Source organism: Gynurincola endophyticus (assembly GCF_003991195.1).
GTDB lineage: Bacteria > Bacteroidota > Bacteroidia > Chitinophagales > Chitinophagaceae > Gynurincola > Gynurincola endophyticus.
This window is the reverse complement of record NZ_RCWL01000006.1, coordinates 168,095-182,077: the sequence shown is the minus strand read 5'-3', so window position 1 is coordinate 182,077 and position 13,983 is coordinate 168,095. Positions and strand designations below refer to the sequence as shown.

General features: G+C 38.5%; 15 protein-coding genes. 12 read left to right on the top strand and 3 right to left on the bottom strand.

Going from position 1 to position 13,983, the window contains the following annotated elements:
- The first annotated feature begins 25 nt into the window (after positions 1-25).
- The 9 genes from panC (at position 26) to D9O48_RS12605 (ending at position 7,248) form a co-directional block, all read left to right on the top strand.
- Positions 26-871 (top strand): pantoate--beta-alanine ligase, encoded by an 846-nt coding sequence (gene panC, locus D9O48_RS12645; protein WP_126973343.1) that lies wholly within the window; start codon positions 26-28, stop codon positions 869-871.
- A gap of 89 nt (positions 872-960) precedes the next feature.
- Complete coding sequence (panD, locus tag D9O48_RS12640) at positions 961-1,305, top strand: aspartate 1-decarboxylase (RefSeq protein ID WP_126973342.1); 345 nt, start codon at positions 961-963, stop codon at positions 1,303-1,305.
- Between the two features lie 15 nt (positions 1,306-1,320).
- Positions 1,321-2,337 (top strand): lysylphosphatidylglycerol synthase transmembrane domain-containing protein, encoded by a 1,017-nt coding sequence (locus tag D9O48_RS12635; protein WP_126973341.1) that lies wholly within the window; start codon positions 1,321-1,323, stop codon positions 2,335-2,337.
- Positions 2,321-2,815, top strand: coding sequence for a D-glycero-beta-D-manno-heptose 1-phosphate adenylyltransferase (gene rfaE2 / locus D9O48_RS12630; protein WP_126973340.1), 495 nt, complete (start codon positions 2,321-2,323; stop codon positions 2,813-2,815). Before D9O48_RS12635 ends, rfaE2 begins: the two co-directional genes overlap by 17 nt.
- A gap of 210 nt (positions 2,816-3,025) precedes the next feature.
- A complete protein-coding gene (locus D9O48_RS12625; protein ID WP_126973339.1) occupies positions 3,026-3,727 on the top strand; it encodes a response regulator transcription factor in 702 nt (233 codons plus the stop codon).
- Positions 3,724-5,097: a sensor histidine kinase gene (locus D9O48_RS12620; RefSeq protein WP_126973338.1), complete on the top strand. Its 1,374-nt coding sequence runs from the start codon at positions 3,724-3,726 to the stop codon at positions 5,095-5,097. Before D9O48_RS12625 ends, D9O48_RS12620 begins: the two co-directional genes overlap by 4 nt.
- A 362-nt stretch (positions 5,098-5,459) precedes the next feature.
- Entirely contained in the window at positions 5,460-5,963 is a 504-nt protein-coding gene (locus D9O48_RS12615; protein WP_126973337.1) for a hypothetical protein, read from the top strand.
- Positions 5,964-5,978: 15 nt separating this feature from the next.
- The gene (locus D9O48_RS12610; protein ID WP_126973336.1) at positions 5,979-6,437 is read left to right on the top strand and encodes a hypothetical protein; all 459 of its coding nucleotides are present in this window, start codon (positions 5,979-5,981) and stop codon (positions 6,435-6,437) included.
- A gap of 1 nt (position 6,438) precedes the next feature.
- Positions 6,439-7,248, top strand: a complete 810-nt coding sequence (locus D9O48_RS12605; RefSeq protein ID WP_126973335.1) for a YoaK family protein — start codon at positions 6,439-6,441, stop codon at positions 7,246-7,248.
- Positions 7,249-7,432: 184 nt separating this feature from the next.
- Here the strand turns inward: D9O48_RS12605 and D9O48_RS12600 are convergent, their stop codons facing one another.
- Positions 7,433-8,062 carry a DUF4294 domain-containing protein gene (locus D9O48_RS12600; protein ID WP_126973334.1) on the bottom strand — a complete coding sequence of 210 codons (630 nt, stop codon included), beginning with the start codon at positions 8,060-8,062 and terminating at the stop codon, positions 7,433-7,435.
- A 188-nt stretch (positions 8,063-8,250) separates the two neighbouring features.
- On the opposite strand from D9O48_RS12600, the gene D9O48_RS12595 reads away from it, so the two are divergent.
- Positions 8,251-8,862: a hypothetical protein gene (locus D9O48_RS12595; RefSeq protein ID WP_126973333.1), complete on the top strand. Its 612-nt coding sequence runs from the start codon at positions 8,251-8,253 to the stop codon at positions 8,860-8,862.
- A 314-nt stretch (positions 8,863-9,176) separates the two neighbouring features.
- On the opposite strand, the gene ccsA is transcribed toward D9O48_RS12595, so the two are convergent.
- Together ccsA and D9O48_RS12585 are read right to left on the bottom strand one after the other, a co-directional pair.
- The gene (gene ccsA, locus D9O48_RS12590) at positions 9,177-11,591 is read right to left on the bottom strand and encodes a cytochrome c biogenesis protein CcsA (protein WP_126973332.1); all 2,415 of its coding nucleotides are present in this window, start codon (positions 11,589-11,591) and stop codon (positions 9,177-9,179) included.
- A 6-nt stretch (positions 11,592-11,597) separates the two neighbouring features.
- Positions 11,598-12,023 carry a cytochrome c maturation protein CcmE domain-containing protein gene (locus D9O48_RS12585; RefSeq protein ID WP_126973331.1) on the bottom strand — a complete coding sequence of 142 codons (426 nt, stop codon included), beginning with the start codon at positions 12,021-12,023 and terminating at the stop codon, positions 11,598-11,600.
- A gap of 148 nt (positions 12,024-12,171) precedes the next feature.
- Here D9O48_RS12585 and D9O48_RS12580 point away from each other — a divergent pair, with 148 nt between their 5' ends.
- Positions 12,172-13,209, top strand: a complete 1,038-nt coding sequence (locus D9O48_RS12580; RefSeq protein WP_126973330.1) for an agmatinase family protein — start codon at positions 12,172-12,174, stop codon at positions 13,207-13,209.
- A complete protein-coding gene (locus D9O48_RS12575) occupies positions 13,206-13,745 on the top strand; it encodes a hypothetical protein (protein ID WP_126973329.1) in 540 nt (179 codons plus the stop codon). The genes D9O48_RS12580 and D9O48_RS12575 overlap by 4 nt, the downstream gene beginning before the upstream one ends.
- Positions 13,746-13,983 lie beyond the last annotated feature (238 nt).

Here is a 13,983-nt window from a genome sequence, read left to right as displayed (position 1 = left end):
TCGTTTAGATTAAACAACATTTTAGATGATTATTTTCAAAGAAATTGACGCGCTTCAAAGCTTTTTAGCAGGTAAGGATGAAATCGGGTTTGTACCCACTATGGGAGCATTGCATACGGGCCATCTAACCCTCCTTCAGGAATCCTTAAAGCACTCAAAATTAACGATTTGCAGCATTTTTGTTAATCCTACCCAGTTCAATGATCCAAGGGATTTTGAGAAATATCCGATTACCCTTGAAAAAGATATTGAACTGTTAACCAATGCCGGTGTGGACGCGGTTTTTGTACCCACGGTGGCTACCATTTACCCTGCCGGCCTCAACAAACTCGAAACTTATCCACTCGGCAGTCTTGAAAAACTTTGGGAAGGTTCTTACCGCCCGGGGCATTTTCAGGGAGTTTGCCAGGTAGTTTCCAGATTATTAGATGCCGTACAGCCCCATAAAATTTATATGGGTCAAAAAGATTTTCAACAATGTATGGTGATTAAAAAACTGATCGAACTCAAAAATATTTCTACCGAATTGATCCAGGTAGCTACTGTTCGGGAAACTTCAGGGCTTGCCATGAGTTCGCGGAACATGCGTCTTTCCGCTACAGAAAAAACAACCGCTGTTACTATTTCACAGGTTTTAGACTACCTGAGAGACCATATAAACATATTGCCCATTTCTTTGTTATTACAAGAAGCTCAAAACCGATTAATGCAGGCAGGCTTTAAAGTTGATTATGTAGGTATAGCAGACGCCTCCACGCTCGAGCCAATTGTTCAGATTGACCCGAAACGTGATGCAGTGGCAATGATTGCCGCTTATTTGAATGAGGTCAGACTCATCGACAATAAGCTCATATATACTGCTTTACAGTAATAATATACGATTTTTTTTCCAAATTATAAAGGTTTATGGCCTAACTTTTATAGCTTGCAGCAATTTTTAAAAAAGCTCACGTTAAGATCATGGAAATTGAAGTTCTAAAATCAAAGGTTCACCGTGCCGTTATCACAGAAGCGAATTTGAATTATGTGGGTAGCTTAACATTAGATGAAGATTTAATGGAAGCTGCTAATATGATTGAATATGAAAAGATTCAGGTGGTAAATGTTAACAATGGCTCCAGAATTGAAACTTATCTTATTAAAGGAAAAAGAGGTTCCGGCGTATGTTGCTTAAACGGTCCGGCTGCACGTCAGGGTGCCGTGGGAGATATTGTTATTATTATATCTTATGCAAGAATAGACTTCGAAAAAGCCAAAAGTTTTCAACCAAGTGTAGTATTTCCAAACGAAAATAACCGATTATAACGTTAGTATCCCGGTATGAAGAAAAAACTAGTTGCAATTTTACAATATGTCCTTTTTCTTGGATTAGGATTGTTTTTAGTATGGTGGTCGATCCAAAAAATCACTCCTTCAGACTGGGTAGATATTAACCATGCGATCAAACATGCACGATGGTGGGTACTGATACCGATCATCGTTTGTTTGCTGCTGAGTCATTACAGCAGAGCCATCAGATGGAAAATTTTGATGACTCCGCTGGGATACCGTCCCAGCCTCCGTAACACCTATCTGGCTGTACTCATCGGTTATCTGGCAAATCTCGCCTTCCCCCGCTTAGGTGAAGTATTAAAATGTACAACGCTCGCCAAGTATGAAAAAGTGCCTGCCGACAAACTGGTAGGAACGATCGTAGCCGAAAGAGCCTTCGATGTGATCTGCCTGCTGTTGCTGATCGGTATTACATTCTTTACACAGGTTAATGTAATCGGCGATTATTTTGAAACAGTACTTTCTGAAAACTTTGGTGAGAAGGCGGCTTTCTTCCGTTCATGGGGAATACTTATTTTATTATTAACAGGTGCCGCAGGGTTACTACTGCTGATATGGTTCCTCAATAAGTTTCAACACATCAAATTTATCGGCAAAATACGCGCAATAGGTATCAATGCATGGAAAGGCGTTACCTCTATTAAATATGTAAAAAACAAAGGGTGGTTTATCTTTCATTCACTGTTTATCTGGTTAATGTACTTCCTGAGTACTTATATCGGAATGCAGGCATTAAAAGAAACTGAACACCTGGGCATTTTACCGTCGATGAGTGCCTTGTCTATCGGATCTATTGCCATGATTATCACCCCCAGCGGCCTGGGCGCTTATCCGGCTATGATACAGGAAACAATGTTGTTGTATCAGTTAGAATCTGGTATCGGCCTGGCACTTGGCTGGTTAATGTGGTCTGCACAAATATTCCAGATTGCCATTGCAGGGTTTATTGCATTAATTTTGTTTCCTATCTTCAATAAAAAGAAAATAAATGAAACAGGTGAATAAAATTCCGGAGAAAATCTATGCTATCCACAAATTGCAACAACAAATTGCCATCTGGAAGTTTCTTGGAAAAAAAATCGCATTCACCAACGGGTGTTTTGATATCCTCCATAAAGGCCATATCTTCTCTTTATCTGAAGCAGCTGCAACAGCAGATATACTAATAGTGGGTCTTAATGCCGATAAAAGTGTTAAAAGATTAAAGGGTGAATCACGACCTGTGAATGACGAAGACGCCCGTGCGTTGTTGTTAGCCAGCTTATCGATGGTGGATGCAGTAATATTATTTGAAGAAGATACTCCTCAGCAACTCATTGCTGCTCTTTTACCCGACGTACTTGTAAAAGGAGGTGATTATACCGTAGAACAAATTGCCGGTGCCCAGGAAGTAATTGCCAACGGTGGAAAAGTAGTGATCAACCCTATTATTGAAGGCTTCTCCACTACCGGTATCATCGAAAAGATGAAGCAAACACAATAAAGCAATCTTACCTGAATACATTCTATATTCCTTAACAATTTCAAGTGTTTTTCTTAACACATTGGATGAATGTGTCGTTATTAATGCCCCTTCCCTGACTAAAAGTTAATCAGCTTTTAATACCATTAAAGAATCTAATCAGATTCTAATTTCCGGCGGTTGGATTGTTTACTGCTGGCGGATATTTTTGTAAACCTTGACAGTATAGCCATGAATACGATATTACTCATAGAAGATGAACAACACGTTGCTGACCTGATTAAACAAAGCCTCGAAGAAGTAGGTTATAAAGTTATTCACGCTACTGACGGACTGAGTGGTATCGAACTGTTACAAAAGCAACGTTTTCATCTTATTATTCTAGACATTCTTTTACCGAATATGAACGGACTGGAAGTCTGTAAAAAAATCAGAACCGAAGGGTATAAAGATATTCCGATTCTGATTCTCACTGCTTTGGGAAGTGCAGAGAACGTTGTTCTCGGATTAGAAACCGGTGCAGATGATTATCTCGCCAAACCATTCAAACTGATCGAACTAAAAGCACGCATCCGTAATCTTTTACGCAGATCCGATAAATTTGAAAATGTTGCACAACCTGCAAACCAGCACGTTTACAGATTTGCAGATCTTGAAGTAAACGATTATACCAAACAGGTTAAAAGAGATAATAACGAAGTATCGTTGACTTCAACAGAATACAGGCTATTACTCATGTTTATAAAAAATCCTACGAAAGTACTGGCCCGTACCGATTTATTGGATGAGGTATGGGGAATCAATTTCGACATCGGTACGAATGTGGTAGATGTATATGTAAACTACCTCCGCAAAAAACTCGACAAATACGGCAGTAAGAAATTAATTCACACTGTAACAGGTATGGGTTATGTATTAAAAGATTCAGAATGAAAAGCTACAACAGAGGTATCTATATAGTAATTGGAATTTTTATCTTTTATACGCTTATTTTTAGCGGTTATGTATATTATTCCTTTACCAATCTGGCTTTTAATGACTTTTATAAGCGGATGTCGGTACGTGCTCAGATGGCCGCTCAAATGGAATTAGGTACCCCTTCAGAGGTAGAAAATGTGAGGGATATGTATCAGGGATTTCTCGAAAAACTACCCGACCAGAGAGAATACTTCTTTTTAATAGAGAATAACCGGATTATTAAAGACTCTGATGCCAATCATTTACCCAATAGCCTTTTTAAAGAAATCATTGCAAACGGTAGTGCCGACGGTCACGAAGGTATATTGTTTTACAGCGGTATCCGCTACGATGCCAATAACGGAAATAGCTATGCGGTAATTGTAACGGCAGATAACTTCTTCTACTCTTACCACATCCGCCACCTCCGCAGTTTATTAATCAGTTCGCTGGTACTTGCATTTGTGATGATACTGATTGTTTCAAGGCTGGTTAAAAATACACTGACCAATCCGGTAAGAAGGTTTGTGAATGAACTTGATAATATCAGTTCTGAAAATCTGCATATGAGGCTGGATGTTCGTAGCAATAAAGACCCGCTGAACGATCTTACCAATAAATTTAATGATATGTTGAACAGGCTGGAGGCAGCCTTTGCAACGCAAAAAAACTTTATCAGTAATGCCTCACACGAACTCAATACACCTCTCACTTCTATCATCGGAGAAGCAGACCTTGCTTTGTCTAAAAACAGAACGCCGGAAGAATACCAGCTGGCATTAGGCAATATTCTGGAAGAGGCAGAAAAACTCGATAAAAAAACAAAAGCCCTTCTGTTGCTCGCCCGTACCGGTTTTAACGGCAAATCGCAGGTATTTGACAAACTACGTGTTGATCAGCTGCTAATGGATGTAAAAGAAACCGTACAACGTATTAACAGTAGATTCAAAATAAAAATAGACTTCAGCCTATTACCGGAAAATCCTGAAAAACTAAAAGTGAAAGGTAATGAGCAATTACTTCATCTGGCCTTATCTAATATTATCGAAAACGCATGCAAATATTCCGACTACAATATGGTGCAGGTTGCGTTAGGGGCCTCAGATGAAGACGTAGTGATTATTATCCGCGATAACGGCATCGGTATTCCTGACAAAGAAATACAGTATATCTATGACCCTTACTTCAGAGCCTCTAATACAGGCAACTACGAAGGCTATGGTATCGGTTTGCCTTTAAGTCGCAATATCATTCTAATGCATAAAGGAAAACTCCTCATTAACTCCGTTCTTGGAGAAGGAACCACTGTTCAGATTAACCTCCCTATCGGTAATTACAAGTTGTAAAAAAAGCCGGCTCGTTTAATAGAAAGTAGAAAATTGAAAATGGAAAGTGTGTGTAACTCTTGTTCGTTAATTGAACATAAAAACTACATAACCGTCTTCCATTCTCAACATTCAATTTATCTGCGAGCCGTTTTCAGTTTTCAACTTTCCTCTTTCAATTTATCTGCGTAGCTGTTTTTTAATTCTTAATTTTTAATTCCCTAAATTTCTTAAAGCTTTCCCTCAATTCTAATCGGTTTCTAACAACCTTATAAGATCTCTAATCGAAACCTAATAATCTTCTTATTCTCTAATTTTTTTCTAATCCTATTCTTAAGCGTCTCCAATAGCCATGATGGTAACTTTGATAAAAATAAATACTCATGGAATCAGTAAAAAAAGTATTAGTACCCACAGATTTTTCTGTTAAATCATTAAATCTAGTTGTTGATATCATCGAGCAAAGCAAGGAAGAGAAACTGGAAATAGTGCTTTTACACGGCATTGACATTTCTGCTTCTATTCCTGAAATTTTGTTTTTCTCAAGAGCTAAACTGTTAAGAAGTTTACAAACTCCTGAGTTTGTTGATTCATGCAACCTGATCAAAAATAAATTTCAGTCCAGAATAGTATCGATGTATGCCGATATCATTACCGGACACTCGCGCGCTTATTTTAATAACTATATCGACGCGAATGACATCGATGAAATTTATATCCCTGTATCATACAGAATGGAATTTAAAAACAAACAAAGTTTTGACGTTTGTGATTTATTAAAAAAAGTATCAGTTAAAAAAGTAGAAATTAACTGGCCGGAATATTTACATCATCACACTGTTCCTACCGGACAAATGGCTGATTTATTTCTGGCTCGTATTGACTAATCTTAAAAAACATAAATGATGAAAATAGCTTATTGGTACATGGTGGTAGTAGGCATTGCGTTAAGTTCTTTTATCGTTTTGTCGAAAGTTGACAGCCCTGAAACATTAATTAACGGAACCTGGCAGGAGGTAGAATGGGAATATGAAAAAGTTAATTATGTAGATGGAAAAAAAGAACTGACGATTACAGGAGAGCAAAAAAAAGAAATATGTAGCAAACTGGTGATTCATCATGATCCTGTATGGCATTTTACCGGCCAGAATCGTCTTTTAAAGATCGGTGAAACAGGCAAAAATGCAGAAGAGCTCAACTGGAATGTAAAAGGCCGGGGGCATATTCTCGAACTGAAAGGAACAGAAGGTGTAGAAGATTATCAGATAGTAGAACTTACCAGAGACAGAATGGTACTCTACTTCAATTTTGATTTACAGATACGTGGAATTATTAAAATGACTTTTAAAAGAATAGGATAAAATGTTACGGAAATACAGTACCCATAGAACACACTCTGATAATATGAAGCTGGGAGGCCTCACAGCCTTCTCGTCGGGCATGGTGAATGTGATATCGCTGATTGTATTCTTTGCATTCACTTCGAATGTAACAGGGCACTTTGCCATTTTCGCACAGGAAATAGCTAAAGGTAACTGGTACCAGGCAACAGTAGTTCTATTATGGATCCTGCTGTTCTTTCTGGGAAGCTTTACCGCAAACATGCTCATTATTCACGGAAATAAATATATCGGCAGATACCTGGCGCACGCCACTCCGCTTATATTAGAAACACTTTGTTTATTGTTTGTAGGCATCTACCTTCAAAACTTTTACAAAGAAACCTTACAGGAAACGGAAATATTAGTAGCCCTGATGCTTTTTGCTATGGGATTACAAAACGGTTTAACCGCCAGTATTTCTAATTTCTCTGTAAAAAGTACGCACTTAACCGGTTTATTAACTGACCTGGGAATTTTATTCTCCATGTTTACCAAAGAAAGGTTTCGTGCAGATAAACAACTTAGAGAAAAATGGCAACTCCTGCTCTGTATCATGACCTGTTATGTGTGCGGAGGTATTATTACAGGATTACTTTTTTATAGTATCAGTTATTCTGCTTTTTATATTGTGTGTGCCGTATTATGTGTAATCATGTTGTATGATTACTACAAACTATCAGTTATCAAGTACATGCACAAAAAGCAACCGCTGATCAGACAACATTATATTATAAAAGAAGCCAGTGGTGAAGAAAAGGAACCTTATAAGAAGAAAATGGTAGTTGATTAATTATAAAAATACAGCGATGGGTAATATGATACTGACTAAACCGGTTGACCCGTGTTTTCATCATCCATTTACCCCCTAAATCCTAAACCTGAGTTTAGCAGTATTATGCCCATCGTTTTTTATTACGACTTACTATCATACCATTATCAGAAACAGAAAAACGGGTATAGAACTACACCGGGTATTAAAATCTTCCGAAGTACATTATCTCAGCCTCCCGCACATATATTTCAATTTCGCGGTCATCACCATCCGGCCTATAAGGCTGTTTCAGATTACTATTAAAAACAAAGGCTATTGTTTGCCAGAATCGCGCAGAAACCCCGCCTTTATACTCTTTAATAATCTCGTAACAGTTATTACCGGTTTCGCGGTTAATGAGCTTCATCAGCACTTTGCCCTGATACACAGAAAGGTTCGTTAAAGGATCAGTGAACTTTTTCTTTAGTTCTGCTTCACGCGACTTTATATATGCTTTCTTGTCTTTATCTGAAGATATAGTAGCAAGATGCGCCTGCATTTCGAGAAGAATCTTAGCCGCTTCTTTGGCGTAAGGATAAGTCACCAGCACCGCATTTTTTAACCGGTTACGTTCACTCATTCTTTTAGCCTGTTGCTTCGATAACTTAGCCGTTACCACATGCCACTCAAGCCACTGAAAAGGTACCAAAGTATTTGATTCAATTAAAGCACCTACCAGTAAAGTATCATTCGGCCCGTATGGCGGAGGCACATAGGGAATAGTGTCTTGCGCTTTACCCAGGGTACAGGATAAAAGGAAGCTACATAGAAATATAAATACTTTACTCTTCATCTTTACTAAAAGTACACAATTTAAAACATACTCAAAATAGAGGGCATTGAAATACAAAAATTTAACAGACAACAGCAATATTCCTTTGCCTAATTCATTCTTTCAGCATAAACTATTAAAAATCCACTTTACCTATCATCCAAACCTGTTCCACTTTCCGTATATAACTTAAACAACCTTCTATTTATATGGAAAAGTATACAGACAATATTCGTTTTTTCTGGCAATGGTTTGAAAATCAATACGAAACATTCTTTAATCAAAACTGTGTTCTTAAAAAACCGGCACATCAGCTGCAAAAACACCTGGAAGCAATTCACCCGGATCTCTGTTTTCAGATTGCCCACCGCCTCGATGAGTATCATTACGAACTGGTTTTTTCCTGCGGGGCTAATACTGCATTAAAGCCTTTGGTAAAAGCTATCGCCGCCAATGCGCCCTCCTTTCCCCTGGTTCGGGTAGCTGCTTTTAAACAACGGGCAGATCTTTGTGAAGGTATTTGTTTAGAAGATACTACTATTCATGTAGAAAACGTTCGCTTTAAAATAACCACCTTCCTCAATAAAGTTGCCATTCACGTCTATACGCTGGAGGATTTTTCGCGCGAGGATATTCAGGTAGCGCTCATTTTATTACTTGAAAACCTGATCGGTGAAGAATTAATGCTGGATTATGTAGCCGATATTCAGTTTTACCGGCTTACAAAAGAAGAAGAACAAAAATTACCCTTACTGAATAAAATACCCCTGGCAATCGACCAACTGATTTCTACCATTGAAAAAGCATGGTTGGCTAATTAGATGATTTTTTCAATTATATGTCGATGATAGATCAGCCCGTATTCCTGATCAAACAAACTCAAATCATGGTTTTGTTGAAGCAACAAGACATATACCTGGATTCACTCATCTGATAACTCCACCTCCATCAGGTTAAAACCATTAAACCTTATCATTCTATAACCTCCGGCTCTATATTTCCATGAAAATATATAGTCGTAATTATGATGAGGCATTCTTGTTTTGATCATCTGAAAAGAAGCTTTATACAGCTTCTCTCAAAAAAAATTCCTCTCCGGATAACCGGAGAGGAATTTCTAATATGTTCAGATCATCTATTTTTTTAATCTGATGCGATACAACATACTCATCGCAAAACCAAGCAGCATTACAAATGTTCCGATCCACAATACATTGATGAATGGGAATTTTATAATTTTTAAGGCAATGAAAGGTACCATTCTCGACGATTCTTTTACTGAAACCTCCAGGGTTTGATCATCAATCACCTTATCAATTCCGATAGCCAACCCTTGCGAAAATAAGGTATCATTAATTTTCTTAGGTTGTCCGTTTTCAAGGTAGTAAATTGGTTTTATTGACAATTTACGTTCCTGAGTATATACAGAAAAGTTAGCCTGTATAGCAGTATCATTAGCACCAAACTGCTTTTTAGAAGTAGTAGGATTCACCACTACACTATCCAGTTTAATATAACCTTCCATAAAAAACAGTGTATCTCCCACTTTTGCAGAATGCTTTCTGAAAGTAGCGGTATCTTCTCCGCTCATTAATTTATCAGAAGCATTTACATAGCTGAATATATCTCTGTTCCAATAGTGTTTAGAGTCAGGGTTATTAGAATAACCGGTAGCCCCTTTAGTATTCTTGATAACATCCGGCTTTAATACAAAAGTTTCAGAACCGTCTTTTTTAGCCAGCTCTACAAAGAAGTACATAATTCTGCCGTTATCGACGGTACTGTCTTCAGTGTAAGTAGCCCAATATTCACCCATATCAAATGGAACACCCTGATAGAGCGTCAGATTTTCCCAACCTTTTTGCTGTGCCTCTTCTCCGAAGTTTAAAGGATTCACCCAGTTCATGGATAAAATTTCCTGTTTTGAAGAAGAAATCAAAATACCTACCAGCATTAAACCGAATCCTACGTGTGAAATAGAGGCACCGGCAACTTTCAGGTTACCCTTGAAACCGATCCAGATATACGAGAAGTTGGCAACAACAGTATATACTGAAGCAAAAATAGCCAGATGAATAGCAGCTAAGAAACCTGCTCCGTATTTTACAAAATTCACTGCACCAAAAACAGAAATACAAACTGCAATCACCACACTGATTATTGTAGGCAGTGCGATTTTGCGGTAAAATGTTTTCTTAGCAGTATCTTTATATTTGAAGTATTGTGTTACAGCAGTGAGTAAACCGATCAGGATAGCCACAAATATCTGTACTCTGTTATAAGAAAATTCAACATTCTCACCCACATCCAGGCTGGTTCCGAAAATAGTGTTGATCACCGGTAACGAAGTAGCACCGATAATATAAATACCCGCAAGAAATAATACCAGTGAGCCGATAAACATCCAGAATTCACGACTCAATAAGTTTTCTTCTTTCTGAATTGCCGGTATTTGTTTATATCTTCTGATTAACAGGAAAACGGGAGGAATTACAAAACACCATAAGAATGCTTTGATCTGCCAGCTGGTACCCGTATCTACGAAAGCGTGTACCGAAGTATCCTGTAAAGCACCGCTTCTTGTTAAATAGGTAGAATAAATAATAAAAATGTATGCTAATATATAAAATACATACGTTGCTCTTAAAGAGTGGCCTGTAGAATTATACACCAACTGCGTATGGATTGCTGCCACAAATATCATCCATGGAACCAGAGAAGCATTTTCAACCGGATCCCAGGCCCAATAACCACCGAATGATAAAGACTCATACGCCCATATCGCGCCCAGCATAATACCTAACCCTAAAACTGCAGTTGAAAACAATAACCAGGGCATAGATACTTTTGTCCAGCCACCAAAATCCTTTTTCCATAAACCGGCAATAGCATACGCAAAAGGAACAATAGTTGCGGCAAAACCGAGGAATAAAATCGGCGGGTGAATCACCATCCAATAGTTCTGCAACAATTGGTTCAAACCATTACCGTCTGCGATATGGTGAACATAATCCGGACGTTGGAAAATAGGCGCGTCTGGAAACTGCTGACGAGTTAAGATAAAAGGTGAATTACCCATTTTCAGATCGAAAATGTAAATACCCAGAATCATTGTACTGATCAACGCCTGTGCAAAAGAGATCGTGGTCATTACAGGAGCTTCCCATTTCTTAGCGGTTTTCATCAGCATCAGACCAATTACGCCATGCCAGAAAGCCCACAATAAAAAGCTACCTTCCTGCCCTTCCCAGATACTACTCAACAAAAACTTCACCGATAAAGAACGGTCAGAGTGATTGTATACGTAATAATATTCGAAGTAGTGATTATAAATAAGATAGAAAATGATTGCAAAAACTGCAGTAATAGAAAATGCATCTACTGCAAATGCAATTCGTCCCAATTTCTTCCAGCTTAAAGCTTCCTGAAGATTTTGAACAGTAGCGGCTTTAAAATAGGCAATCATTGCCACCAAAGATGCTACCAAAGAAAGTATCACCAGGAAATGTCCTATTTGACCCGGTAATAAGTGTTCGCCGACAAAGTTCATCAGGGATTAGTTTACGTTTTGAGTAAGTGTTTCGTAAGTTGCGTTAGGGTTGTCTTTGTATTTAGAAGGACATTTCATCAGAATGCCATCTTTACGGGTAATCTCAAATACGCCATTTTGCATTTTACCCTTTAACACAATACGATCAGATTTCTCCATATCGAATGGTTTTTCGAAATAGTAGTGAACTTTAGCTTTGTTGCCCAGTGTATCTACCACGTAAAAAGTAGTAAGATTGGCATTTCTGGCGGGGTCATAAATAATCGGATCTTCCATTGAATGGTCTAACTGAGTAACCACAGTAACAGTTTTACCTTCTTTTTGTCTTGCAGATGCTAATGTTTCATAAGTAGATAAATCACCTACAAAAGTTAAAATAACCATCAAACTCGCTGCAATTCCAATTAATGCTACGATATGGAGCTTTTTCATAAATCAATCTTTCAATGCGCAAAGTTAACAGAAAAGGTTCATCTTTATGATAATTTGGTGACAAACCCCGGATTTTTATCAATATTTAACCTCCGTTTCCGGAAGGCTGGCAACGTATTATTACAATCATTTTCTAAAACGGTTCACTATGAGTCTTAAAAATCCATTAGAAAACTTCAACCCAAACGCTCCCAGTACCGCCAATAGTACGCTATTTGGTTTACCGTTCGACGCTTCTAACGCGGAACTGATCCTCATCAGCGTACCCTGGGAAGTGAGTGTCAGCTACGGTGCAGGTACCGCCAGGGCTGTTTATAATATGCTGGAAGCCTCGAAACAGGTAGACCTTTTTGACATAGACTCGCACCAGGCCTGGAAAAAAGGAATTTTTCTGATTCCGCCTGACGAAACCATTTTATCGAAAAGTGACTTTTTCCGTTCACTCACAGAAGCCCATATTCAATCAATATACGAAGATAAAACTATTGATAATGAACGGCTGGCAGATATTAACCTGGCTATGGACCAAACCCGTGAATGGGTAAAAGCAACCACTTCAGAGTGGTTGGCCAAAGGGAAGAAAGTTGCCCTGATTGGGGGAGATCACTCTACACCACTGGGTTTCATGCAGGCCCTTCATGACCTCGAAGGCGAATTCGGTATCCTGCAAATCGACGCTCATTGCGATCTTCGTAAAGCGTACGAAGACATTGAGTTTAGCCATGCTTCTATTATGTATAACGCGCTTGAACGCATTCCTGGTATCAGTAAACTCGTACAGGTCGGTATCAGAGATTATTGTGAGGAAGAATACGACTACCTGCTCGCCAATGCCGATCGTATCAGCTGTTTTTTCGACAATCAGATCCAAAAAGCCCTGTTTGAAGGAGCTACCTGGAGAGAAATTACCGATAAAATCATCGAACAACTACCCCGGAAAGTTTACATCAGCTTTGACATAGACGGTCTCGATCCTAAATTATGCCCCAATACCGGTACCCCGGTTCCGGGAGGATTTGAACTCTCGCAAATCGATTATTTATTACATCGTATCTTAGCAGCCGGAAAAACAATTATCGGCTTTGACCTTTCCGAAGTAGGAAACGGCGAATCCGATTGGGATGCCAACGTGGGCGCAAGAGTGCTCTGGAAATTATGTAACCGTTTTTTATCAAACCCCGTATGACGTTAAAATCAGCTTATACCATTTATCTGAAAAAATCTTCCAGAACAGGTATTGTATGGATGGGATTGTTCCTTCAGTTACTCTCTATTCCGTTTTTCATGAACGAATTGTGGGTAACACAACAATTACCAATGCTGTGCGCCGGACCAATTATTATTGCCCTGCTCATCGGTATACTGAAACTCAAATACAAAAATTCGAACCACCTGGTGTTCATTTTAGATTATCTGCTGATTGCAGCCACCTGGTTTGCAATGCCGGAATTCAAATTCATGGGGATACTTTTTCTGGTACTCGCCTGGTTCGACAGAAAACAGTTTCAACAACAAACCGTTGAAATCGGCGACCGCATACAATTCAAAAATAACCTCACCAAAAAAGAAGTAAACTGGAACGAGCTCGAAAATGTAGTACTGAAAGCAGGTATACTGACCCTTGACTTTAAGAATAATAAATTGCTGCAGCTCGACATTGACCGCAACAAAACTTCGGTTACCGAACAGGAGTTTAATCAGTTCTGTCAGAATAAACTTTAAAAATAAATTATTCAGGAATTAAGAAGACAGATCGTTAGTCACTTAATTCCTGAATAGCACAAAAACGTTCCACGTCAAAAACCTTTGCTTCAACAAAATGCTTTAACTAATTAAAAATCAGTTTATTTAAACAAATCAATCAACTGCTTCATTTACTTCTTCAACAATTTTACCATCCTGTCGTTTGCGCTTTCCTGCAACTATACTTTTCACAAAAATTAAGACTTTCCCTTAGGTA